This window comes from Neisseria sp. S1 (genome assembly GCF_048060015.1).
GTDB classification, from domain to species: Bacteria; Pseudomonadota; Gammaproteobacteria; order Burkholderiales; family Neisseriaceae; genus Neisseria; species Neisseria arctica.
Genome location: NZ_JBLUPI010000001.1, coordinates 27,636 through 52,162 on the forward strand (window position 1 = coordinate 27,636; position 24,527 = coordinate 52,162).

The following is a 24,527-nucleotide window of genomic DNA, read 5'->3' on the forward strand; positions in this document are numbered from 1 at the left end:
TCTCTATATCTAAAATTCGTTCAAAATATATTTTCTTAGAAACTTAGACGGATTATGTCCTATGAAGCATTATTACGATATTTGGTCAAATGGTCGCAGATTGATAGCTTCTGACTATGGTTCTATTTTTAAGATGGATTTAATCGAAAAAGGCCGCCTGAAAGCCAAAATCTATTTTTCTAACTGGGCGCGCTTCGATTCCTTAGCTAAAGAATTTTTAGCAACTGGTCGCATTACTGATAACCGTGTTTTTGTTGAGGTGGTTAAATGATTTCTTCGGGCTTTATTAAAACTCTTTCGGCGGATTCGCGCGGTGAATGCGCGGTGGCGCGCATCACGCGCGAAACTGCCGAAAGGCAGTTTGATAATCCCCCCGCTAGTAACACGGGGGGACTGGTTAGCGAAGCCTACCAAACCGTTGTCATGGTGAATGGCAAGGCTAAAGAAATCTTACTAAAAAAAGGTAGTTCTTCCGCTGCCTTTATCGACACTTTGACTATAACCATGTCCGAAGATGTTTTTGTTCGGCCCGACCAGCTCGGAACCGATGAAGAAATTGCAGCTAATGCGTCCGCTGAAATACAAGAGATTATGGGTTTTGGTTTGTTCTGCCAGCAAAACGGTCGTAATGGCTACGCTATCAGTTACAAGATGGGCAATCAGTCTGAAAACTACGGTTTTTTTGCTATGGGTGGTCGTCAACAGAAAAATACTGTTTGTCTCTTTTTTACGGGTGTTGGCTTAACTGCCGCTCTCTCCGGTTGGGAAAGCCGCCTTTATGAATTTTTGCAGTCTCGCGCTCCTGGCGCACGTATTACACGGATTGACTTAGCACATGATTTTTTAGATGGTGAATACACGCCTAATCAAGCTTTAAAAGATTGGGAAAGTGGCTTGTACACCTCTCGCCATACGAAGCCGATCGCTGAATGTGTCGGTGGCGATTGGTTGGAATATCGCGGCACTGGTAAAACGCTATATATCGGCTCTCGTAAAAACGCGTCTCGTTTTGCCCGCATCTATGAAAAGGGTAAGCAGTTAGGTGATTTATCGTCTAACTGGGTGCGCGCTGAAGTTGAGATGCATAACCGCGATATTGTTATCCCTCACGATATTCTCTTAAGTCCAGGCTCTTACATGACTGCGGCTTATCCAGCTTTCGAGATTTTATTTTCTCGTCATACTGAAGCACCTAAGAAGATTGAACGTGTAAAAAAAACTAAAGACGTGAGCATTGAGCACGTCCTTAAATATGCCTCTATGCAATCCTCGCCCTCAATAAACATGATGGAGGATTTAGGTTTTACGCCTGAACAGATTGTCGCTGCTCTTAAAGGTGGTAAGGACAAAATGCCTAAGCGGTTATCTTCTGCCGCATTTGATTGCGACTGCTTGAACGTTAAATTTATCCATGAATTTAAGCGTCTGCCTTACTCCGCTTATGAGGTTATCGAGAAATTAGGGGTTGAGCTTGACTCTGCTCCTCGCCTGAATCATCGCTCTTATGAAGAGTATGAGCGTTTGAAGCGTTTAAAAAGCCTTGCTTATTTAAACAAAACCGATGATGTGCCTGCTAGTCGCCGGTCATATGAAGAATATCTTTATGACCGTTATGCTACGCCGTCATTTATCTTAAATCGTAAATATAAAGGAAATGAAAATGCCAGTAATGACGCTCCGAAAAGTTAATTGGAATAAAGGTACTACCGATAACGGTATCGCTTATGACTATTGTCGTATCACTTGTGATATTCCGATTTATCACGCTAGCCAAAATGAATTTGGTCTTGATTCGATCGAACTTGAGTACGGTACTGCTGACACGCATTCCGAATTGCTTCATTTAAAGGGCAAGTTGCCTTGTGAGGTCGATGTTGCTTATCGCGATGAAAAGAAAGGTCGTAATGTTGTCAAGGTTGTATCTGCTCTCCGTGTTTTGGACAAGGCCGATAAGCCTGTAACTCCTAAGTAAATTTTGGGCTTGCCGTTTGCCTTTGAAAGCGGCATTTCAATTTTTGTTTAAATCGAAAGGAAAATCATGAAATTCTTAAATGTTGCTCGTCGTTACGCTGCTAAAGCTGCTTTGTTTGCTGCTCCTTTGGCCTTGGCTACCCAAGCTCATGCGGCTTTGCCCGAAGGCGTTAAAACTGCCATTTCAACTGCCCAAGCTGATGGCGTTGAAGTGGGCTGGTTGATTATCGGCGTTTTAGCCGCTCTGTTTGTTTTTGCCTTGATGCGTCGTCAAATCAAGTAATCAGGTGATTTATGTACTACCAAGTTGGTAATAAATGTTTAGAGCAGTCTCAAGCTGAAAACCTTTATTTCAGCTTGGTAGTGCCTTTAATAAAACCTGATGGCACGATTTTGAAGCCTGAATATAACGGCCTTGGCTGGCAGTTGTCTGGCCAAACTATTCAGGCTAATTTGCCCGCTTGTGATCCTTTAGATAACTTTAATTCTGGTCTCGAAATTGGTTGGTTGATTTTTGGTCTTATGGCTTCTTTGTTTTTTGTTTCTTTAATTCGTTCCCAATTCAAATGAATGATTTTTATTTTTTCCTTGGTATTTTAATTCCTTGTTTGATTGGTTTTATGCTTTTTAAATATTGAGGTTTTATGTTTAAAAAAATTTTTTTAGGCTGTTTTGGCCTTTTTTTTTCATCTTATTTATTTGCTAGCGAGCTACAAATAAATCCTATGACTGGCAAATTAGGCTATGTCGTTACTGACTATAACCGAAATGGTATTCGTGTTTGGAAAGATATCGGCGGCGGTTATAGCCATCAATATGACGGCTCTAAAGATATTGCGGCTTTTGGCCGTGATCTTGAGCGCAAAATCAACACCGCTAATCAAGTTCCTGTAACTGTTAAATATAAAGTGCCGAAAAAAGTCGTGTGGGCTAATTTGTTGAATCTGGCCAAACAGGGCGGGAAGGTCGCAGGTCGTTTTGCTGGTCCTGTTGGTCTCGTCATGAATGCCCACATGGCCTATAACCTTTTATCTCCTTATCTTGCTGATCAAGGTTGGGTTTATAGCCAAGAGCATGGTACCTTTATTCAGCCTGACGATGGATCTAAGGTTATTATTTATTTTTATGTCCCCGCTTGGGTTGATGGTGTTAATAATGTGACGCGTCGCACAGTCAACGATTTAGAACTTGATCGGGCTGGTATTAAAAAGCCTTATTTCCAGGATAAAGTTGCTCAATATTTACTTGATTCAGGCCGCAAGTTGGTAATTATTACTCCGACTTCATCTCCTAAAACATTACAAGACGTTTGTCGAAAGATATCATCTGACTATGATGCTAGTTGGTTTAATGGTTGTGTTTCCAAGGGTGAATTAGGAAATTCAAAACAACATGTTTATGTTGGCTCCATACAAGTTTTTAAGGGTGCGACGCCGATTACTCAAGAACAATTTGACCAGATTGTCGGCCCTGTTGTGGACGGCAATCCTACTCAATATGTTAATTTAACCGCCGATGCTGGTGGTAATGTTCCTGGTGAGTCTTATTCAGGTGTTTGGGTTATGGATGGCGTTTCAGCCTATTCAAATCCTTACACTAATTCCAATGGTCAACCTACTCAAACAACTTGGACTTTTAAAAATTTAAATGGTGAAACAACTGTTTCCGCAAATGATGTTCCCCGTCCTGATTTAAGGCCTAATTCACCCGAAGCACCTGCTCCATCTTCAGGCAGCCAATCGGGCAGCCAATCAGGCAGCCAATCAGGCAGCCAATCAGACGGCCAATCAGACGGCCAATCAGACGGCCAATCAGACGGCCAATCAGACGGCCAATCAGACGGCCAATCAGACGGCCAGTCAGATGATCCGCCGCCGCCTGATGGTACTGGTCTTCTATGTAAGGTTTTCCCCGATATTCTTGCCTGTGAAAAGATGGGCGAACCTGATGAATCTTTATTTGACGGTATAAAAATTCCGCACGTTACTGATGAAACTACTTGGTCTTCTGATGACTTTTTACCTGCTAACGGCGTTTGTCCGCAGCCGTTGAGTTTTTCTGTTTTGGGTAAGCCTTTTAATGTTTCTTATGAGCCTTTTTGTGAATTTGCATCTAGGGTCAGATTCGCGGTTTTAATTGCTTTTATTATTGCGTCCGCTTATGTTGCTTTTTCTAGTTTAAGGAGATGATGATGCCTGTTGCTTTAATACCTTTAATTGGCATTTTGCTTAAGCTTTTAATTATTAGGATTGTTCTTGCCACTGGCATGAGTTTTGTAACTTATGCCGGATATTTAATAGCACTAGATAAATTTAAATCTTATTTATCCAGTGCTATTAATCAGATGCCATCAGATGCCCTTAATTTGCTTTTAATCGCTGGATTCGGTCAAGGTTTAGGCTATTTATTCGGCGCATTTGCTTTTCACATTTCAATTGTTGCGCTGAATAAATTAACTTTCATTCTGCCTAAAGGTTGATTCTATGATTTATTTAATTACTGGTAATATGGGTACTGGGAAAACAAGCCGTGTTGTGAATATGATTCTTACCAATGAGGACGGCTTGTTTAAAATGACGCTCGGAGATGGTGCTGTCGTTGATCGGCCTTTATATTTTTGTCATATCGACGGACTCGATAAGAAAAAATTTAAAGCGCATGAGCTGACAGAAGAAGAGATTCAGGCGGCTCCTCTTCGTGATGTTGTGCCCGAGGGTGCTATTTTAATAGTAGACGAAGCGCATTATTGTTATCCCGTCCGTCCTGCCGGTCGCCCTGTTCCGCCTTATATCCAAGAATTAACAGAATTAAGGCATCATGGCCATACTGTTATTTTGATGACCCAGCATCCTAGTCAGCTTGACGTGTTTGTTCGTAACTTGGTTTCCAAGCATATTCACCTGGAGAGAAAATCCATTGGTATGAAGCAATACTGGTGGTATAAATGTGTTACTTCTCTTGATAATCCTGCCGGTTTGTCCGGTACTGAGTCTTCTTCTTGGAAGCCGCCTAAGGCCGCTTTCCAATACTATAAATCATCTAGCCAGCATCAGAAATTTAAGAAAAATATTCCTAAGCCGCTTATAGCGCTCTTTGTTATTTTGCCTTTTCTTCTTTGGAAGGCTTACGGCGTTTATCAATCTTATTCTGCCGCCGTATCCCCTCCTGTTGTCTCGGCTGTTGAACAGCCGTCTAATTTGGATACGGCGGCTGCTGTCCAAAATCAGCAGGATACTTCTTCAGCATCTTTTGATGCTGACTTAAAGCCTGTTGATTTTGTGCCTACTTTGGCCGAAAAGCCTGAATCAAAGCCTATTTATAATCAAGTCCGCCAAGTTAAAACGTTTGAGCGTTTAGCCGCTTGTATTCTTGGTGGCGAGTCGGGTTGTACTTGTTATAGTGATCAGGCAACGCCTCTTAAAGAGGTTAATGACGCAATGTGTCGAGACTATGCCGTTAACGGTCTGCCATTTAATCCTTATCTTGACGATTCGCCGGCTCGGCAGCAATTTTCTAACGGCTCCGCCGTCTCACCTGCTGCCTCTGTATCCTCTTTCGGCGGTCAAGATAAGTTGACACTTGCGCAGCCTGATTATTCTGCTGCTCCGTCTGCCCAATAATTTATTAGAGGTTTTTTTATGCTGATTACTCCTGTTTTTTGGTTTTTTTATCTTATTTTTTTCTTTTGCATTACTCGCGGTTGTTTTTCTAGGATTTCGCTTTCTGTCGTTAATTTTTTTTGGTATTCCTTAACAATTTTTGAGTTGTTTATTTCTGGTCGTATTGATCTGCTCTAGTTGATTGTCAAGTGGGAAGCTTTGTAAAGACGGCGGATCGTTTTTGCCGCCGTCTTTATGAATACCCACTTGATAATCAAATAGAGCAAATCACGCTTGGCAAAGGGGGGCAGGTGCGTTTCTTACCTGCCCCCCCTGCCACGTGGCGAACGTCGCCGAGGGCAAAAAAAGGTTAAATTTAACCTAACCGTAAATTATGCGAATAAAAGAATGCTGCCTTTAGTAAAATCTCTAAGTCGGCGTTCAAAGTGGCTTAAAACAGTCAAGATATACGGTATAGGCTTATTTTTAACGCAATTTTACAAAGGTTACATCCTATGCCTATTACGACTCTTGGAATCGTGGGAACCAAAGGTGGAACAGGAAAAACAACTGTTACTTCAAACATCGGCGGTATGCTTGCCGATATGGGCTTCCGTGTATTAATGATTGATGCCGACCCTCAAGCATCTTTGAGCAAATACTATCCGCTGCATTACGTTGCACCGAACGGTATTGTCGAGTTGCTTTTGGGAGACAATTCCGAAAATACCATTTCATCTACCGTTTCCAATACGGTTTATCCGAATTTGGACATTATCCTGTCAAATAATCTGTCGGATGATGTCCGTATTAATGTCCAAAACCGCATCGACCGCGCTGTTTTGCTGCGTTCGAAGCTGGTTCATCCGTTCATTCAGACAAATTACGATATTGTTATTATCGACACCCAAGGAGCTGTCGGTCCTGTTCAGGATGCTGTTGTCTATGCTTCAACCATGCTCCTCAGCCCAATCAATCCGAGTGCACTCAGTACGCGCGAGTTTCTGAAAGGTACATTGGGTCTGCTGGAACGCCTCAGCCTCGGTTCGGCCATCAACTTAGACGTTCCGCCTCTGCGTGCCTTGATTTACGCGCAAGACCGTTCGCGTAATGCCCGTCTGATTGCCGATGAAATCAAAGCCGAGTTCAATACTTCCATTGACGGTAAAAATCAGATTCTAAATACGGTGATTCCGTATGCCAAAGCCTATTTGGAAGCCTCTACCTATCGGATTCCGGTACATTGCCACGAGCGCGAACACGCAGGCAAGTCCGAATCTGCACTCTCAGTAATGACTTCTCTCGTTTATGAGCTTTTCCCACCGATTAAAGATCAGCAATTGAAAGGCACTTTCTTCAATAATATGGCCGACTTGTACAGCGAATACGGTACAGAAGAGCCTAAAACCGATACAGCGGGAGAATAATCATGTCTAACGGCAACCAACCCATCAGACCGACTCGGAAACTGACGGGCGACTTGGTCAATTCCAGCCTGCTCGTTGCCAATCCGACCCAAACCGGTATGAATCTGAATACCGCCCCACAAAATATGCCGGGCATGTTTCTCAATCTATCGGTTAACGACATTGATTTTTTCGACAAAAATCCCCGTCGCCAACATGACGAGGAGTTGTACGGACAAATCAAAGCCTCTATCTGCGCATCGGGCGTGCAGCATCCCGTGCATGTGACCCGTCGTCCCGAGTCCGGCAAATACATACTGGCACAAGGCGGTAATACGCGCCTTAAAATCGTCAAAGAACTGTATGAGGAAACTGGCGATGCCCGTTTTGCGAGCATTCCGTGCATCTACATCGAATACACCAACGACGAAGACATCCAAATCGCCCACCTGATTGAAAACGAACAGCGTGCGGACATGGTTTTTTGGGACAAAGCCTGCGCGTATGCGGAAATTCGCGATATGTTGCAGGAAAAATCCGCTGAAACCTTGGGTTTGCGTAAGTTGGTGGATGAGTTTACTCAGCGTGGTTTGGCTACATCTTTAAGCGCCCTTTCACTCTATTTCTTCGCCACAGACAACCTGAGTGCGTTAGGTAAGTTCTGCAATGCTCTTTCTTTGCCTAAAAGTTCAGCCATCCGCAAACAATACAACGAATTACTGGGACAGCTTGCTCCTGAGGATGAAACTGGGGCAGCGTTTGTCGACTTTTGGGAGGCGACGTTAGATACATGGCACAGCGACCATATTGAAGAGACGGAACTCGATGTTCCGGCGCTTCAAGCATATCTGCAACAGCAGTTTGAAGCCGTTTACGGCATCAAACAGGCAACTGGGACAGCTTCCCCAAGCGGTCATGGCGCGACTTCCGCCGCCGAAACTGGAACAGATTCCGATTCTGATCCACAGGACAAAGCGAAAATGACAGCAACGCCTGATGTGCAGAGCGACAGCGTGACTTGGAATGTGGTCAAACCGCATTCCAAGGCATTCATACGCGAAATTGAAACCAGTAACCCCCCTCTTCTTCAATCTGCGGCCGAATCCCCTACTTCCGATTCTGCCCGTAATCCCATAACCCTGCCTTCGGCTGCCGCAGCAGTAGCCTTAGATGAAAATCAGGCAATCAAAGCTCTGCATACTGCTGTGATTAACCTGGTAAATGCAGCCAATATCCGTGATTTCCTGATATTTGACGATAAAATGCCTTACGGCTATATGCTGGATTTGCCGGACTTCTCCAGTGACGAATGGCGCGGCAACCTGTTGATAAACGGCAGTCTGAACATTCGTCATCCGCGTGCCTCAATCGTATTCGGCTATTTGTGGCAGACCAGCAGCGAATCAGAACTGTTCGGTTCGCCCGATATGCTGCAAAAATACAATCCGTTTTTGGCAAACGAACGCAGGCATCCCGTACTGGCGGCTGCTTACCGCGATCCAGAATTATTTAAAAATGTGGTCGAATACACCTTGGGTGCCGGCGGTTTCGACAATCTGAATCTGAACGTCTATTACCTGATGACGGGCGATGAAGAATTGTCGCCACTGTTGTTCGAATATCTGCAGGCGGTTATCAATGCACACCATTGCGGCTGGCCTAAAATGGATGTGTTCAAACCGGTTTGATGAGGAGGACGGAGTATGTTTCCCGAATGGAGAATGTTGAGAAGTACAGCACGCCGCCAACCTGTCGTGATACCGGCTGCAGATACCTACAAGATGCGTTTGACGGGCAAAAACGCCCTACTCTATGCACAGATTCTGAATATCCTTGCTGCCGGTTCGCCGTGCAAGCAGGAGCGCATAACCAATTCCGTGATGATCGGTAAATACGCTGAGGTATTCGAATATCTGAGCAAACTGACAGCGGAACAAGTCGGCACGATTGCTGAACGCCTGGCAGGGGTATTGGAAGTCCGTATTGACCTGAACACTTTACAGGAAATCATGCGTATCGAGCGCGAACAGAATGAGAAGCGCCAACGCCAAATGCAGCAATGCGAGTGGCTGGTTGCCCATGGTGCGAGCAATACCATGATTCTGAATATGTGTGCAATGCTGGCTTCGGCCGACATTAAGAAACTACGTGCGGAAATGAATCTGCCAGTAGCGGTCGGCCGCCGTAAAACACTGGAGCTGGAAGAGCAACTGACGGTTGCAGCTTACTGGGAGAAATTGTGCGAACAGGAGAAAGATAGTTATACGCGCTACCAACTGCTGCACAAAGCCTTTCCCGACTACGACCTTTCCCAGTTGAATACTGCCATCTCGGAGTATCTGAAATGAACAATGTATTAAGCCTGTACGAGTATCCCGAACTGGCGGAAATCGAACAGAACCAGGTCATTACCAGCGTACTGGGTTCCCTGATGGAGGAGCCGGTACTGTACGTCCCCGCTTACGGTCAGTTGGCTGGAGATAGCTATGCCGGTTACTTTTTGTCATGGATGGTCCGCAGCTGCCCTTACAATCAATCGGTCCCAATCAGCGATGTCGATATGCGCGACGGATTGGGCTTCAGTAAACACCGTTGGCACAACGTGCGCCGTCTGTTGAAACAGCATGGCTTCCTGCTGTCCGAACGTTCTGGTGTGCATACTGTGTACAGCTTGAACGAGAAGCACTTCTCCGATGCTTTGCGCGAACAGGATAACGCTTTGCGCGGTGACAGTACATACAGCATGATGCCTTCCGTTCCGGTTGACCGGCTGTGTGCGGCAGCCATGCTGCAATCCGGCTTCAAAATCAATGATGTGCTGTTTTATTTTATGGTGCAGGCACAACAACGCTACCAGACACCGGACAAACGCGGCGATTTCAGCGAATGGATTCTCTATACCGAAGCACAGGTAAAGGCCATGTCCATATTGAATGAGGCAGAACAGCACCGTTCCATGAAGGCTTTAGCCAAAGCTGGATTATTAGAAGCGGGCCGCCACCCTTTTTACGAGCTGACCGTATTCCGCCTAAACCATAAAGCCATGGCGGATCTGTCATGGCAGTATCTGCATAACCCGCAGGTATAGGGAGGCATGATGAACGAACTGCTCCCTCCGAAAGAGTTCAACGGCAATCTTGTTGCCTGCTGGCGCCGTTTGCAGTCAGGCCGCCGCATCGTGGTACACCGCAGCCTGATACAGATTACCGGCAGCCTTAAAACTGCCGCCTATCTGTCTCAATTATTGTACTGGCTGCGGGTCGGTATCAATGTCGAAATCCGTGACGGCTGGATATTCAAATCCATTGCCGAAACGGAAGAAGAAACTGGCCTGACTAAACGCGAACAGGGTTTGTGCAAAGACAAACTGGTCGAACTCAACCTGATTCAGGTTGCCCGTATCGGCCAGGGTGCGCGTTTGGCCGTGCGTGTGAATTTGAAGGCTCTGTCGGAAGCCATCTGCAAATCTTTCGGTTTGGCGGATGTAACCCAACTGACCATCGAAGAATGGCGCAAACAGGAGCTGGGTTTTATCCGCGACTATTTCAGTGATTCCATCGTGTACCACCTAGACTTGGTATGGCTGACCGGCGACATCCATGCGGCCGTTATCCTGTCGAACGCCCTGCACCAAAGCGCCCGTCACGCAAATCTAAACAACCCCTTTATGATGCGTCGTCTGTATTACTCGGCCACCATCAAAGAATGGGAAGAGGCTACCATGCTAGGCTACAAACCGCAGCAACGTACCCGAACCATGTTAAAGAATGCCGGTCTGTTGGTAGAAAAGCATTACGAGCAGAACGCCCGTATCTTCAGCCACATCAATGGCGCACGTCTGATGGCCATGCTGGAAGAAAAAATCAGTCTCACCCAGAAGCCGGAAATGCGTTTGGGCGTATTGGCAGCACGCAAAACGCAAACGGAACAGGGTTTGGGAAGTGACAAATCGAAAAATTCGGAAGATACACCCGAAAATCAAGATAAGTCATTGAAAAACATTAGAAGTAACAAATTGGAAAACTCGGAAGTAACAAAAGGAGAAAGTCAGAAGTTTAGAAGTGACGATTTGGGAAAGTCAGAAGTGACGAATCGGCAAAATATATATAGTAATAATTACAACAATCCTCCTACGGAGGATCTTACAACTACAACAAACACCGGTACTGGAACTTCACAGAAATATGATGTGGTAGTGGTCGATACTCCTGTTCCTTACAATGGGGATACAGACATCCGTTTTGACGGTTTGGTATACCCTTCCAAGCTGTCCAAATTGAAAACAGACTGCCGACACGTCTTTGAAAAGTTCTTTCCCAATGGCAGTCACGACCAATATCAGGAAATTCTTGATGAGATTGCTGGTCAGGTTAAACCCGTCAACAGTCCCCTAGGCTTACTGACACACTTGTGCAAACAGGCTGCCAGTCCCGAAGGCTTAACCTGCTCATTTGCATCCATTGTGAGAAACATGCGAATTGAAGCAGCACGCATGACAGCCAACCGAGTATTGCCGGAAACAGTAGCGCCGCCTGAAACCCCGAAAGAAAAAGATTCTGGTAGAAAAGTCATTGCCGACATGCAGAATATGCTGAAACAGAAGTGTACCCGTTAAAACCATGAGCCTCCGATAGTGAAAATCCACGTTTCAGAGGCTGGTTAAGCAAGATTTCGATATATCAGCTATCTGTGTAATTAAAGTCCACACACTAAAAGGCTTTTAAGGGTAAGGGAGCGAAACTGCGGCAAAATACTATGCACACCTGAAACCAATTACCGAGACTGTGCATACTATGCACACCTGAAACCAATTACCGAGACTGTGCATACTATGCACACCTGAAACCAATTACCGAGACTGTGCATACTATGCACACCTGAAACCAATTACCGAGACTGTGCATACTATGCACACCTGAAACCAATTACCGAGACTGTGCATACTATGCACACCTGAAACCAATTACCGAGACTGTGCATACTATGCACACCTGAAACCAATTACCGAGACTGTGCATACTATGCACACCTGAAACCAATTACCGAGACTGTGCATACTATGCACACCTGAAACCAATTACCGAGACTGGCTCAAAAATCCGACCAGTTCATCTACTTAACCCGAGGAGCTTTTTCATGAGTGCAAAACACCGTATCGTTATTCCGCCTTTCGCCATTCCAACACCACCCGAATGGTCTCAGAAAATACCCACGGTCAAGCAGTCGTTCTTCTCCAACGGGTATGACTATAACGGCGAAGAAAAGCGGTTAAGCGATTTGTTTGGCGGTGTCCATCAGGTCAATATTTTCAGCGTTCCGAAGGATAACCCCGAATATGAGGCGGTACGCCAATTCTCCAGCCACAGGCAGTTGCTTCAAAAATATATCCGAGACAACCGTCTCGCCCCTCGTATGGGGGCTGCCAGCCTCAATCCGTTTTTTAAAAATGCCGGTGCCACTTCTTTGGAAGACATCGAAATTTTTATGAGCGCGGATTCCAAGTTCGACAGTATCGGCAAACTGCGTGATGTCCAACAGGACTATGTGTTGCTGCATACCAAACAGGCAGTACGTGCATGGGAGGGGATGAATGATAAGAACCGTATCCGCGAACGCTGGCCGGGTATCCGTTATGTAATGGCATTGACGGCTGAGCTGATTAAAATGACCCAAGACGGTAATCCGTTTGCTCATGCCGCACTGATTCGGTTCGAACACGAGTTGTCTCAGACGGCTACTTTTTTGAAGACCGAAACCGACAAAATGCGTTTGTTGGTGGAACGGGTCAATACGTCCGGCATCCATATCGGTGTGGTTGAGAACGAGAAACCGGTCAGTATCCCTGTCGGCCATATTCGTGGTTACGGCTTCAGTCTAGTCCAACTGCTGACGGCATACGACCTGTATATCCGTCTAGCCAAAACACTGATGTTGAAAGGTCTGTTGGAAAACTCAGTATGTAACAAAATCATCCGTGAGGGCGGTTCGCATATCAGACGGCTGAACCAAAATCTGTACTTGGTTACGATGAAAATGCGCAAGATTAAAAACCTTTCCCGTCACGATTTCCTGAATGATGAAGGCGGTTCGCTGGGCAAACGTCTGAAAACGGTGATTGATGAGAAGGCGGTTGATCCTATTCCACGTAACGTGTTGGTCTATGAGACCGTACCGCAGTATATTTTCCTGCGATCTCCGTTCTCGGCTGCCGATTTGGAAAAAATGACGGCTTATGCGACGCAATACGGACTTTTGGCTGTCGGGGAAGAAGCATAAAAGTGAATTTTCTTCGGTGGAAAACCCGTGTCATTAAAGTCCGCACACTAAAAGACTTTTAAGGGTAAGGGAGCGAAACTGCGGCAAAATGCTGTTCACACTGTGAACACCTGAAACCGATTACCGAGACTGTGCATACTATGCACACCCTGTCCGCGGATACAGCGTATGCGTTGCAGACATTTCCGTCATGGCAATACCGTGGGCTGATTGGAAATCATTAACCGGCAAGTGGATAGTATGGAACGACAAGATATAACTGCGGATACGCTATACGGGTGTTTCGACAGTTTGAAACGTATTAAGGGCATTGATGCCGTGGATGGGCAAATACGCCGGTTTGAAATGGAATGGCGTGAGCTGACCATGGATGCAAAGGTGTTTGCCACAGAAGTCAAGGAAATGCGGGAACAGGGTATTTTGTTTTTAGGGGTTCGTTCCCGTAGGAACTACGGCATGGGTAAAAACCTGCCGCATTATCCCCGGGACGAATACCACATTCCCTATGTGTGTTTTCTGTATCGAGGGCAAAATCTCAACGAATGGGAACAGGTTTTCGAATTGCTGCAAAAGAAGAACGCATCGTTCGATGAAATCATGATCCACTTCCAAGTGCATTTTGCCATGAAAGACTATTTCCACCGTGCGGGGTTGTTGGTATTCCGGCTGAGGCAACTATACGACATGAAAGTAGAAATTGAGGCAGCGTTGGCTTTGAGTGGTTTTGAAAAAAAGATGCTGCCCGACAGGGTACGTTACAACCCGATTGAAGAAGACCTGCCCGGATACTGAGGCAGAAACCGGAGGTGTTCAGGGGGTGAATACCCCTGATGTTGTTCCTAGGGGTAAAACCTGTGGCAGTATAGTATACTTATTTTATTTGCTTTCAATCGCTTGGGTACTAAAATGACCGTTCGTAAAATTTTCACAAAACCTATTGACAAATAAAAAATGTGGGAGTAAATTCCATTTTACCCCCATCTTTATTGGCAGAATTTTCGTTCTGCCGCATTCAAAACACAGGCAATCCGTAAGGAATGCCTGCTATGTCTATTGATTTGAAAATCCGAGGTAATCTCGGTCAAAACATTACTCTCAAAAAAATCCAACGTTCCGGCGACGAAGAAGCCATCGTACTGAATTTTTCTATCGCCTCTACCGAATACCGTCCTGATAATTCATCAGGCGAGCGCCGTTATGTCGCAGGCCATACAGAATGGGTCGAATGCGAATACTGGGAGCGCCGTGCCGAGCATTTGGCCAGTATTCTGGTCAAGGGTCTGCCGGTGACGATTACCGGCCGCGAAAGCATCGGTTCTTACGAGAAAGACGGTGTGGTTCACCGTACCCGTAAAATCCGTGTAGAAGATATTTACCTCAATTTGGATTCGAGCCGCATCGAATCTGTCACTTTGCGTCCTCCTCGTCCGAATGATTCGGAAACGGATGATTCGCCGTTCTAATTCCCGGTTATACGGAATAAGGGCGGCCTCCTGCCGCCCCAGGCTATTCTCACTTTGGGGCAAACATGTCTAAACCCGATATTTTTGAAATCAACCGCAACCGCGACGGCGGCCGTCAGTTTGTCAGTCTGATTGCCGGCGATGATACGGACGGCATTTTCTATTACGAAAACGAAAATGCGATTGCAACCATGGGGGTGTTCGAGCCGCTTCCCGGCTGGAATGAGGGGATGGGTAATTCCTTCGATGATCTGCTGGAAATCCAATATCCGGCAGGTACGTTGATGTCTTTTCACAATTTCGGTATCCCCGACATCGATGATGTAACCGGCCGTTATGAATCTGAACGACTGGGTGCTTCCGGCGACGAATCGGTCACTTTGGCCAAGGAAGCCGTAGCCGGACGTGCCGAGTACCTGCGTACAGGAACCAAACGTAAGCTGCTGCATGGTAGTGATACCAAAATACTGCAGCCGATATGTACTTGGACGCTCAAAATCCCGCTTAAAACCAAACGCCCTTTAGACGGTTCGGAAGAGGACTATCGTAAATTCATGAAGGAATGCGAGGAGTTCAAACGACTGTACAGCCAGTGTCTGAGCCAGTTAAGAACGGCCGGACTCAATATCCGCCTGGCAGACCGTTCTGAGGCGCTGGCGATTCTGCGCCGACCATTCGATATGGAAGGTAAATGGGATGGTGGTATTGATGAAGAAATGCCGCTGAACGTACAGCTGTTTCCGCCGGGTACATCGGTTGATTGGGGAATGTTCCGACAAGGGATGTTGCTGTGTAAGGGCTTTTCGCACGACGGTAAAAATCAAAATGTCGGTATTCTGACCATTGACCGTTACCCGACTCAGGAGAAGCCCTGGCATATGTCGCGGATGATTGACCTGATTGGTCATCCTGGCGGCAGCGGTCCACAGCCGGGTATGCCGTATATGTTCCAAACCACGATTCATTTTCCGAATCAGGACAAAAAACGCAGCAAAGTCAGTTCCGACCACTTGATGACGGAGCGTGCAGCCAAAGTACCAGGGGCGTTGAATATTTCCCCGCGTCTGCGCCGCCGTCTCGCCGGTTTCAAAATGATACAGGAAGAAACCACTAAAGGCGGACAAATGGTCGAGGTCTGCACGACTTATTCACTGTTCCATCATTCCCGCCGACAGATACGCGAAAGTTTGGCACGCATGGCGGCCTATTTCCGCAGCAACGGTTTTTTGATGCGTCAGGAACGGTTATTACCGGCTGTCAGCTTCTTCAATACATTGCCGATGAATGCGTCGCCGGAGAGCATCAAACGGACATTCCGTTTTAAAACCATGCCGACCAAGCTGGCTGCACACCTGCTGCCGGTAATGGATGAGTGGCGTGGCTTTGGTAACCGTAACCTGTTCACTACTCGTCGAGGCAAACCGTTCCGTTTCGGTATTTTCGATCCTAAGAACTCCAACTATAACGGCCTGATTCTGGGACAGCCCGGCCAGGGTAAATCGGTATTGTCGCAGCGTATGATTCAGGATGAGCTGTCGCTGGGTACGAAGGTTTGGACCATCGACAGAGGCATGAGTTATGTGGCGGCCGCACAAATCGCCGGTGCACAGGTTATCGACTTTCATCCGAATTCAGACATCTGCCTGAACCCATTTACCCGCATCAGTGACATCGAACGTGAGATGGAAATCCTGATTCCGATTTTCGGGAAGATGGCCAAACCGACTGAAGGTTTGGATGATTTGGAAAGTGCATTGCTGATGGAAGCCATCCAGTCTGTGTTTACTGCTAAGGCCAATGATGCCGAAGTAACCGATGTAATCCAGTATTTGCAGGCACAAAACGGCCACATGAGCGGCAAACAGCATGAGTTGGCCATGCTGCTGATGCCTTTCGGCTCTACCGGCAGCATGGGACGCTGGTTCAGAGGTAAAAACAACCTGCGTACCGAAGCAGACTGGACAGTGTTGGAAATGTCCGGTCTGGCAACCAACCGCCATCTGCACGATGTTGTCCTGATGATGACGGCTACCGGCATCAGCCAGGAAATGTTTATGAAACATGATGGTCGCAAACGGCTGCTGTGGCTGGAAGAATGCGGTGATTTATTGAAAGACGCACCGTTTGCGCAATGGGTAGGACAACTGTGTTCCAAGGTGCGCAAGGAGGATGGTGGTGTTTGGGTGGTTGGCCAAACCTTCAACCAGGTATTTGCCACCAAATTCGGTTACGACATTATGGGTTCGACTTACACCAAATTCATGTTTCGCCAAACCGGTGATTCGCTGGAACAGGCAGCACGGGAAGGATGGTTCAAACCTTCGCCCTACGTTTCGAGCCTGTTACAGAAAATCCATACGGTAAAAGGCGAATATGGTGAGTTTGTTTTGATTTCGGGCGAAGAAACCGCCGGTATCGTACGTCTGATCGAAACTCCTTTCAACCGCGTTCTGTTCAGTACCGAAGGTGCATTCTTTACTGATTTGAAAAACCGCATCCGTGCAGGGGAAAAAGTAGCGGACCTGATTCACCGTGAAGCTTGGAACCGTTATGGCGACGGTACATACGATTAAGACAAAGGATTTGGCAATGAACACGACATTTTCATTCGGCGATTTGGTGTGTTACCGCGAAACGCCGGAAATCACAGGTGTGGTGGTCGGCACTGAGAACGACGGTTGGATTGATGTGGTTTTTGATACGGCGGAAGGTCCTCTGGCCGAACACTTCGAAGCTGCCAAACTGGTACTGCTTCAAAGCCGTGAGCAGGATCGTCTCAATACGGCACGTTGTAACTGGTTGGATGAAAACTTCGAACATTACGACTGGGGGATGGTACTCCACTATTACTGGGGCGGGTCAGCTCTTCAGACCATCGACGGTTTGATGGCCGAAGCAGCCCGTTATGAAAATAAAGTGTCACAAACGGAATCTGGAAAGGAGCTGACATGAGTAATGAAAACAAACAGGAGCAGGGAAACAAGCAGGAAGCGCCCAGCCGCACTGACACAGTCGAAAATGGCTCAGGCAGTCTGTTGGCCCTGGGCTTGGCAGCAGCGGCTCTGATGCTTGCCGGCTACAACTTCTACCAGTCGTCTTTCGCTCGTTCTGCCAAACCGGCAGCCGGGTTTTATGTGGTGGATAGTGACCGCCTAGCGGCTTCCTACCTGACTCAGGCAATGAACCAGTCGCAAAACCAAGACCCGGAAGCAGTACGCCGGATGCTGACGCAAAATCTCGAGCAGGTACAGGCAAAACTTCGCCAAATGTCTGATGACGGCATGATTATTGTCCAGAGAACGGCCGTCGTAACCTATCCTGAAGGGACAGATATTACCGAACAGGTGGCGAAGGAACTCGGTATTGCACTGATTGCGCCACAACAGGCAATTTCACCGAATGCCATGTTGCCGCCGGCCTCCCTACCCCAAGACGGTGCTTTGCCTGCAGCCGGTTCAGCCGGTGGCGGAGCGGAGTTGGACTGATGAGGGTATTGGGGAAAGAGTTGACTCGGAAGGACTGGCTGCGTGGCCTGTGGGCAGTGCCGCTGGTCTTGGCGGTTAAGTTTGCCTCAGTCGGTATTACTGAACGTTACGGCATCATGCTGGAGCGCACGATTTCAGGCTGCCTGCCGTGGTCGGTCTACCTGTGGGATAAAACAGAGGCCGTCGGACAGCTTGAACGTTACGATTTAGTGCTGTTCCCGGCCAAAAACATGAGGCCGGTACTGGCAGACGGCGAGACGGTCGGCAAGCTCATTGCCGGCCTACCGGGTGACACTGTGACGGTTAAAAACGGCAATCTGTATATCAACGGCAAATTTTTAGGCGATGTGCGTTACGTTGCCGGTAAATGGAACAAACCGCTGACGGCGTGGGATACCGAATACCGTCTGGGAAAGGATGAAGTCTTCGTATATGGAACAGAAAAACACTCGTATGACTCCCGCTACTGGGGGCCGTATCCTGTCACTGCTCTGGTTGGCCGCCTGCACGTTCTGTTTTGAGGCGAGAGCCGATGATACGGCGTTTTTAAGTGATCTCGTCCGACAGCAAAAAGTCCGCAGTATGCAGTTCACAAAGGAAGCTGAACATTGGACCGTAGGGAGCCGCCGTCAGCAGGTCGGGCAAAATCCGACCATGGAAGAATTGCAGCATACGCGCACGGTGGTTTTTTTAAGCCGTTCCATGCCGGAGCAGATTGTTTTGAGCCTTTTGGAACAGGGAGCAGGACGCAAGGATGTCGTGTTTGCCTATCGCGGCTGGGGCAACGGTAGTGTGGAGGAAATGTTCGACTATACCGATACCCTCTATAAAAAATTGTCGCAACGTGCCAAAAAAAATCCGCCGAACATTATCGTGCAGCCGGCTGCATTTGCCGAATACCGGATAGCCTACGTTCCGGCACTGGTGCATAAGGACAGCAACAACAAATGGTATTTGGTGCAAGGGGTACAAAACATCAATGCTTCGGTTAATGCGGTCAAAGAGCGCCGTTTCAACCAACGACTGAGCCAGCAATGGCGTGTCAGCGAGCCTGACCAAGCTGAGGTGATGCGCCGCCGCGCCGCCGGACGCGACTGGAACCGGGAAGCGGTACAAGCCCGACAGGATGCACAGGCGGCCTTGGCCGGCCGTCTGAATTTACCGGTAGCCACAGAGCGCAAAGTTACCCGCCTGATCCCTTATCAAACGGCTGCTTTTGATATTACCGACCCGCAAACTGGCAAGGTACTGTATCCGCGAGGAACGCGCTTCAATGTCTTGGCTTTGGATCCGGCCGGTATGCGCGGTTTGGTGGTCATCGACGGCCGCAATCTCTGGCAGGTGCGTTTTGCCCAAGCCATGAAGAAATATCATCCCGACCTGGTGGTGCTGTATACGCGTTTAGGCCGATTGGACGGTGCAGGATTGAATGCTGCCCCCTTGGATGAGAGAACCCGAAAGTTTTTGCAGGTTAAGACCGTACCGACTTATTACCGTCAAAACGGCAAGCATTTTGATGTCGTCGAAGTGAAGAATCCGTAGGAGTTTTCCATGTTGAAAAAAATCCTTACATCCCTGCTCTTTTCCACAGCGGCCGGCTTTGCTTCGGCCAACAGCTGTTCCAATGCAGGTCTGGGCGCAATTACTGACTTCTGTTTTGATTCGGCTTTTCCGTTGCGCATTATGGGTAGCACCGTTATCTCCGGTAATGACGTACCCAATCCGCCGCATGCGACCAATCAAAGTATCTGCAAATGCGGTAAAGAACCTTATGTCCGTTATGGTTATACGCGCGGCATGTGGCTGCCCACCCGCTTAGTTGAAGTTGTACGCAACCCTTCATGTTCGCCTGTTTACGGTAAACAAGTCGGACAGGTGCTGAAACAAATGTCCCGTGTAGGTGGATTGACCGGCGCGGTATCCGCCAACGGTGGCAGCGTCGGCCAAGGTAAATACGATACCGGCTTCTATCACTACCACAGTTGGGTATTTCCGCTATACAACATTTACGGTTGGACACCGCGCTGCTTTTACCGTGGATCGTTCGAAAGTTCGGTATTGCAGCCTACCTGGTCGAAACGTGACCCAGTATGGGGCAACCTGCTCTATCCGGAGTGGATGGCCATCGGAAATGTTGTCAATAATCCCCTGTTCGATATGGCAGCACATACAGCCTCTTGTGTGGCCAATACCACCGGCGTTGGTTGGGGTTACGCCGATGATACGGCTTATTGGTTGGGTGGTTGCATGGGCAACAACCTGCCTGCCGTCGGCGCTCTGTCGGCCGAGCGTGACAGCACAGTCGCGACTTCTACGATTTTGAACCGTTCCATTATGGTTTCTAACCGTACCGGAGGTTTTGCCAGTGTGAGTACCGTTGGTGACAACGCACTGTGTTCACCAATAGCTACTCCTTTCCCGCGAAAATCCGAATTTAAAGCCACCATGCTGTATCCGTACAGTGAGGCTTCCTCTGGCTCTTCTTCCCGCAGTGCCGATGGGCTTGATTTGGACACTATGGTCAAGCAAAGCGCGGGGGAGGTTGCGAGCTTTTTGAACATCACGAGCCGCTGTGCTCACCGTCTAGGTGCCAGCAGCCTGCGTTGGGGTATAGGCCGCAGCGAGAAAAGCACGAAAACCGAGGATGAAGATGCAGTTTACCTTTTATGGCGCTGGGTGGATTGCTGCGAATTTGATTGAGGAGTGAAAGATGAATACCGTTAAAACCGTTGCCGCCTGCCTACTGTTGACCGCACTGAATGCGGCAGCACAGGACGGCAAGCAGGAAATGGACAGAAAAGTATTCGGCGAAGAGCGCCGCATTATCGGATCCCAAGCTGCCAAATCACCTGCCGAGAAAAAAGTGGACGGCCAGGCTCCGAAAACCGGTTATAAGCGCAAACTAAGTGAGCAGGAAGCTGCGCGCCAACTGTACGAACGCTTTACCCACGGTGACAGTCTGTACGCGACCAAACTGAGAGATGCGGCTAACGGCGGCAACCGCTGGGCTTCCCTGTATTACGGCTACCTGGCCGAGACCGGTAAATTATCCGGCCGCCAGGATGTACAGCTGGCACTGCGATCCTATCAAAAAGCGGTGAAGAACCCTGACGGCAGTCTGACCGGAAACCATTTAGCCGCCTACAACCTTGGTCGGGCTTACTACTACGGCAAGGGGGTGGCGGCAGACAACCGCACTGCACTGAAGTGGTTTCTGACCTCGATACAGGCATACCGTGAAAGTAAGGGGCGTAATGCTGTATTTTGGCCGGCCGAATACCATGCCGGACTGATTAAAGAAGCGGCTGCCAAAACCGCCCCTGTGCAGCTGGCTGAGGCACGCAGCCATTATGCCAATGCTGCCCGAATGCGTGACCCGAACGCCCTCTACCGCTACGGTCTGTTGATTGCCGCTGAAAACCAGCCGGCCGCACTACCCTACTACAACCGTGCAGCCGACCGCTGGCACAGCGGTGCCATGGTGGCTTTGGCACGTTATTACAGTAAAGGTGACAGCCTGCACAAAGCAAATCGTCTTGAAGCTGCACGCTGGCTGCAAATCGCAGCAGCAACCGATAAAAAATATGCTTCTTACGCCAAACGCGCCATGAACAGTCTGAAACCGGATGAGCAAAAACGGGTCGGCACGTCTGTATCCATGTGGCTGCAGCGCAGGGGCATCCGGCCTGCTCCCTTCGATTACACCGCCCCATTGTTTGAAGACCCTGCAATCATCCGCTAGAGAACGAATTATGATGAAAAATTGGAAAATACGAACCTCCGTCGCCGGATTGATACTGGTTTCCCTAGGTGGTGCGGTTTTGAGTATGCAGGTACTGGCAGAGGGTTCTGCGTTCGAGAAGGCAACCGACGACGGCTACTTTTGGTACAAGGACAAGCCGGCTGCCAAACCTAAGCCGAAAGTAAAAGAGGAGCCTAAACCTGAAGCTCCGTCAGCCCCAAAGCCGTCTGAAAAGCCGGAAACCCCCAAAGTTGAAAAAAAGGCTGAGTTCGGTTCTGCTACTTGGATACGAGACAAGCAGAAAGAGTTGCTTGAGCTGGCCATTTCCAATCCTACCGAAGAAAACGTCCGAGCCTATCTGTATGTCAACCGGCTGATGCTCGATAAAGCCGATGAATTTGCCCGCATGAGCAAAAAAGTAACCGATGCCGATCCGATGTTGTCCGAATCGGTACGCGTACCGATTTCTGCCTTGGCACGTCAACAGGTTCTGTGGCAGATCGACCAAGCTAAGGAAGGCATCATTAAAGATTTAAGCCGTAAAGCCGGTATCTGGATGTTCTTCGACAGCAGCTGCGCCTTTTGTCAAAGCCAGTATCAGGTTACCAAAATGCTGGAAGAGAAATACAAGATACAGGTGCGCTACATCAGTACCGATGGCGGTGTCATCAGCGGTATGAAACCGGCCCAAATCCGTTATGACCGGGGCGGGCAACGCGCCCGCAGCATGGGCATACAGCTGACCCCGGCAACCATTTTGGTTGTACCGCCTGACCGTGTAGCCGTTGTCGCCCATGGCGCGATGAGTATGAGTGAGCTGGAACAGAAAATCGTCACAGCGGCCATCGACATGAATCTGGCCGACCCGAATCTGACCAACCTCGCCAAACTGAATGAGCGCGGCATGATCAGCAGTAAGGACTTGAATGCCGCTAAAAACAGGTTGGAAGACCCGGATGATATGGATGAGGTAGTCAAAATGTTGAACCGCATCATCAAAAACAAAATGTAGGAGACCCAAGTTATGTCGATTCTGAAAACCAAAGCCAAACGTACTTATGCGACCGTCAAAATCGGCGTAGTGGCCGCCTCACTTCTATTTGCCACCCTGCCCGCTCCTGTTCAGGCTGACATTTCCTCCGGTATGGACGCGATGTGGACGACGACCTCTCCCGAATTGGGGGCGGTCAACGGTAACTATGGCGGCTCGCTCGGCGGCCTGAGTATGCGTTCGCCGGTGCGTTCGTTCAATATCCTGGCTTATGACCCACCGCGTTTTTCGGCTGGCTGCGGCGGTATTGATGCCTACTTCGGTTCATTTTCAATGATTTCCGTGGACAACATGCGTAATATTATCCGTGCGATTATGGCGAACGGAACCGGTTACGCCCTTAAGATCGCCTTGGATAATATGTGTCCGTCTTGCCAAAATATTATGAGCGGGCTGCACGATATGACCAGCAAGATCAACGGTGCGGCCAAAAACACCTGCCAAATCAGCAGCGCAATGGTCGAAGCGGCGCGCGGCGATACCTCACAGATGAGCAGTATGCTCGGTGAAACCAAAGGCAGCTTTGAAGCAGCATGGGGCGCAGCCAAGGGGGCTGTTTCCGATTTTTCTGAAGCCTTGCAAAAGCGCAGTTACTCAGGGAAAAACGCCAACCGTCCTGATGATGCGGCCGACCAGTCCACCATTTACGGCAACAATATGATGAATACCCTGGCATCAGCCGGTGTATTTGGTAAAAACGGCCAAAGCGGCGGCGGTATCAATACTGAACCGTATGGTGGTGACCAAAGTTATCTGCAGCTGGCGATGAATCTGTATGGCACCACCATTGCCTTAACTGGCAGCAATGCCACTTCCAGCACTTCCGGCGGTTTGTTCGTCAAGGAGTCTAAAGAAAAAGGAGACAAAGTATATGAGCCAATCTGGTCGTTCCGTGATTTGGTGTACGGCAAAGAAACCGGTGGGGTATTAGACGGCTACAAATGTTCTGATTTCAACATCAATAAAGCCGACAGCTGCCAAACCGTGACTATGGCCGAAACCGATTTTCCGGGTGTTAAGCGCTACATCATCAATATGATGGCCGGCAAACAAACCGCCTATGGAGACAGGAACAGTATGGGGGACTCTGTCGTGACCTCTATTGCTTCTGATTCGATTATGGCGCACTTGGCTGACAATACTATTGCCCAAAGTACCAAGCAAATTGCCTTTGCCAATTCGATTCCGGAAGAAATCCGCAGCAAGCTGGCCGCAGCGGCCAAATCCGGCACCCGCCTCCAAACTCAGGCAGTTTCTGCCTTTGCTGACGCATGGGCGGAACAGATGGGAGCAGAAATGGTCATGGCCATGAACAAAAACATCGCTTCAGCCTATTCTGCCAATGTCTCTCCAAACGGCAAACACATTGTGCCTCTGAGTGACAGCCAAAAAGCACAAATGGCAAAACTGGAACAGGAGGCCAACAACCGCTTGGCTTTCAATGCCCGTTCTCAAACCATGCAGAATCTGTCGCAGATGCTGGACACTGCATTGGCAATTAAAAATGGGCTGACCATCGCAGCAAAATAAGGAA

The 24,527-nt window shown here is 48.3% G+C and carries 25 protein-coding genes; all 25 read left to right on the top strand.

The window, feature by feature from the left end:
- Positions 1 to 61: 61 nt before the first annotated feature.
- The 25 genes from ACEPPX_RS00160 (at position 62) to ACEPPX_RS00280 (ending at position 24,523) form a co-directional block, all read left to right on the top strand.
- Complete coding sequence (locus ACEPPX_RS00160) at positions 62 to 271, top strand: hypothetical protein (RefSeq protein WP_416622446.1); 210 nt, start codon at positions 62 to 64, stop codon at positions 269 to 271.
- On the top strand, positions 268 to 1,689 hold the full coding sequence (locus ACEPPX_RS00165; protein ID WP_416622447.1) for a replication initiation factor domain-containing protein: 1,422 nt from the start codon (positions 268 to 270) through the stop codon (positions 1,687 to 1,689). Before ACEPPX_RS00160 ends, ACEPPX_RS00165 begins: the two co-directional genes overlap by 4 nt.
- A complete protein-coding gene (locus tag ACEPPX_RS00170) occupies positions 1,661 to 1,972 on the top strand; it encodes a hypothetical protein (protein ID WP_416622448.1) in 312 nt (103 codons plus the stop codon). The genes ACEPPX_RS00165 and ACEPPX_RS00170 overlap by 29 nt, the downstream gene beginning before the upstream one ends.
- 66 nt (positions 1,973 to 2,038) lie before the next feature.
- A complete protein-coding gene (locus tag ACEPPX_RS00175) occupies positions 2,039 to 2,254 on the top strand; it encodes a major capsid protein (protein WP_416622449.1) in 216 nt (71 codons plus the stop codon).
- 11 nt (positions 2,255 to 2,265) lie between these two features.
- Positions 2,266 to 2,541: a hypothetical protein gene (locus ACEPPX_RS00180; RefSeq protein WP_416622450.1), complete on the top strand. Its 276-nt coding sequence runs from the start codon at positions 2,266 to 2,268 to the stop codon at positions 2,539 to 2,541.
- A gap of 74 nt (positions 2,542 to 2,615) precedes the next feature.
- The gene (locus ACEPPX_RS00185) at positions 2,616 to 4,160 is read left to right on the top strand and encodes an IgG-binding virulence factor TspB family protein (RefSeq protein WP_416622451.1); all 1,545 of its coding nucleotides are present in this window, start codon (positions 2,616 to 2,618) and stop codon (positions 4,158 to 4,160) included.
- Positions 4,161 to 4,162: 2 nt separating this feature from the next.
- Positions 4,163 to 4,450 (top strand): DUF2523 domain-containing protein, encoded by a 288-nt coding sequence (locus ACEPPX_RS00190; protein WP_416622452.1) that lies wholly within the window; start codon positions 4,163 to 4,165, stop codon positions 4,448 to 4,450.
- 4 nt (positions 4,451 to 4,454) lie between these two features.
- Positions 4,455 to 5,591: a zonular occludens toxin domain-containing protein gene (locus tag ACEPPX_RS00195; RefSeq protein WP_416622453.1), complete on the top strand. Its 1,137-nt coding sequence runs from the start codon at positions 4,455 to 4,457 to the stop codon at positions 5,589 to 5,591.
- 494 nt (positions 5,592 to 6,085) lie between these two features.
- A complete protein-coding gene (locus tag ACEPPX_RS00200) occupies positions 6,086 to 6,997 on the top strand; it encodes a ParA family protein (protein ID WP_416622454.1) in 912 nt (303 codons plus the stop codon).
- Between the two features lie 2 nt (positions 6,998 to 6,999).
- Entirely contained in the window at positions 7,000 to 8,664 is a 1,665-nt protein-coding gene (locus ACEPPX_RS00205; protein WP_416622455.1) for a ParB N-terminal domain-containing protein, read from the top strand.
- A 15-nt stretch (positions 8,665 to 8,679) separates the two neighbouring features.
- Positions 8,680 to 9,324, top strand: a complete 645-nt coding sequence (locus tag ACEPPX_RS00210; RefSeq protein ID WP_416622456.1) for an STY4526/YPO1902 family pathogenicity island replication protein — start codon at positions 8,680 to 8,682, stop codon at positions 9,322 to 9,324.
- Positions 9,321 to 10,064, top strand: coding sequence for a hypothetical protein (locus ACEPPX_RS00215; RefSeq protein WP_416622457.1), 744 nt, complete (start codon positions 9,321 to 9,323; stop codon positions 10,062 to 10,064). Before ACEPPX_RS00210 ends, ACEPPX_RS00215 begins: the two co-directional genes overlap by 4 nt.
- A gap of 9 nt (positions 10,065 to 10,073) precedes the next feature.
- The gene (locus ACEPPX_RS00220; protein WP_416622458.1) at positions 10,074 to 11,591 is read left to right on the top strand and encodes a hypothetical protein; all 1,518 of its coding nucleotides are present in this window, start codon (positions 10,074 to 10,076) and stop codon (positions 11,589 to 11,591) included.
- A gap of 521 nt (positions 11,592 to 12,112) precedes the next feature.
- Positions 12,113 to 13,252, top strand: coding sequence for an AcaB family transcriptional regulator (locus ACEPPX_RS00225; RefSeq protein WP_416622459.1), 1,140 nt, complete (start codon positions 12,113 to 12,115; stop codon positions 13,250 to 13,252).
- A gap of 240 nt (positions 13,253 to 13,492) precedes the next feature.
- A complete protein-coding gene (locus tag ACEPPX_RS00230; RefSeq protein ID WP_416622460.1) occupies positions 13,493 to 14,044 on the top strand; it encodes a hypothetical protein in 552 nt (183 codons plus the stop codon).
- Between the two features lie 254 nt (positions 14,045 to 14,298).
- Positions 14,299 to 14,715, top strand: a complete 417-nt coding sequence (locus ACEPPX_RS00235; protein WP_416622461.1) for a single-stranded DNA-binding protein — start codon at positions 14,299 to 14,301, stop codon at positions 14,713 to 14,715.
- Between the two features lie 65 nt (positions 14,716 to 14,780).
- Entirely contained in the window at positions 14,781 to 17,288 is a 2,508-nt protein-coding gene (locus tag ACEPPX_RS00240) for a TraC family protein (protein WP_416622462.1), read from the top strand.
- Between the two features lie 16 nt (positions 17,289 to 17,304).
- Positions 17,305 to 17,667: a hypothetical protein gene (locus ACEPPX_RS00245; protein ID WP_416622463.1), complete on the top strand. Its 363-nt coding sequence runs from the start codon at positions 17,305 to 17,307 to the stop codon at positions 17,665 to 17,667.
- Positions 17,664 to 18,200, top strand: a complete 537-nt coding sequence (locus ACEPPX_RS00250) for a hypothetical protein (RefSeq protein WP_416622464.1) — start codon at positions 17,664 to 17,666, stop codon at positions 18,198 to 18,200. Before ACEPPX_RS00245 ends, ACEPPX_RS00250 begins: the two co-directional genes overlap by 4 nt.
- On the top strand, positions 18,200 to 18,721 hold the full coding sequence (gene lepB / locus ACEPPX_RS00255; protein ID WP_416622465.1) for a signal peptidase I: 522 nt from the start codon (positions 18,200 to 18,202) through the stop codon (positions 18,719 to 18,721). Before ACEPPX_RS00250 ends, lepB begins: the two co-directional genes overlap by 1 nt.
- Positions 18,654 to 19,742 carry a TrbC family F-type conjugative pilus assembly protein gene (locus ACEPPX_RS00260; protein WP_416622466.1) on the top strand — a complete coding sequence of 363 codons (1,089 nt, stop codon included), beginning with the start codon at positions 18,654 to 18,656 and terminating at the stop codon, positions 19,740 to 19,742. The genes lepB and ACEPPX_RS00260 overlap by 68 nt, the downstream gene beginning before the upstream one ends.
- A 9-nt stretch (positions 19,743 to 19,751) precedes the next feature.
- On the top strand, positions 19,752 to 20,900 hold the full coding sequence (locus tag ACEPPX_RS00265; RefSeq protein WP_416622467.1) for a TraU family protein: 1,149 nt from the start codon (positions 19,752 to 19,754) through the stop codon (positions 20,898 to 20,900).
- A gap of 10 nt (positions 20,901 to 20,910) precedes the next feature.
- Positions 20,911 to 21,942, top strand: a complete 1,032-nt coding sequence (locus tag ACEPPX_RS00270) for a tetratricopeptide repeat protein (protein ID WP_416622468.1) — start codon at positions 20,911 to 20,913, stop codon at positions 21,940 to 21,942.
- Between the two features lie 10 nt (positions 21,943 to 21,952).
- The gene (gene traF / locus ACEPPX_RS00275) at positions 21,953 to 22,954 is read left to right on the top strand and encodes a conjugal transfer protein TraF (protein ID WP_416622469.1); all 1,002 of its coding nucleotides are present in this window, start codon (positions 21,953 to 21,955) and stop codon (positions 22,952 to 22,954) included.
- A gap of 12 nt (positions 22,955 to 22,966) precedes the next feature.
- Positions 22,967 to 24,523, top strand: a complete 1,557-nt coding sequence (locus ACEPPX_RS00280) for a conjugal transfer protein TraH (protein ID WP_416622470.1) — start codon at positions 22,967 to 22,969, stop codon at positions 24,521 to 24,523.
- The last annotated feature ends 4 nt before the right edge of the window (positions 24,524 to 24,527 follow it).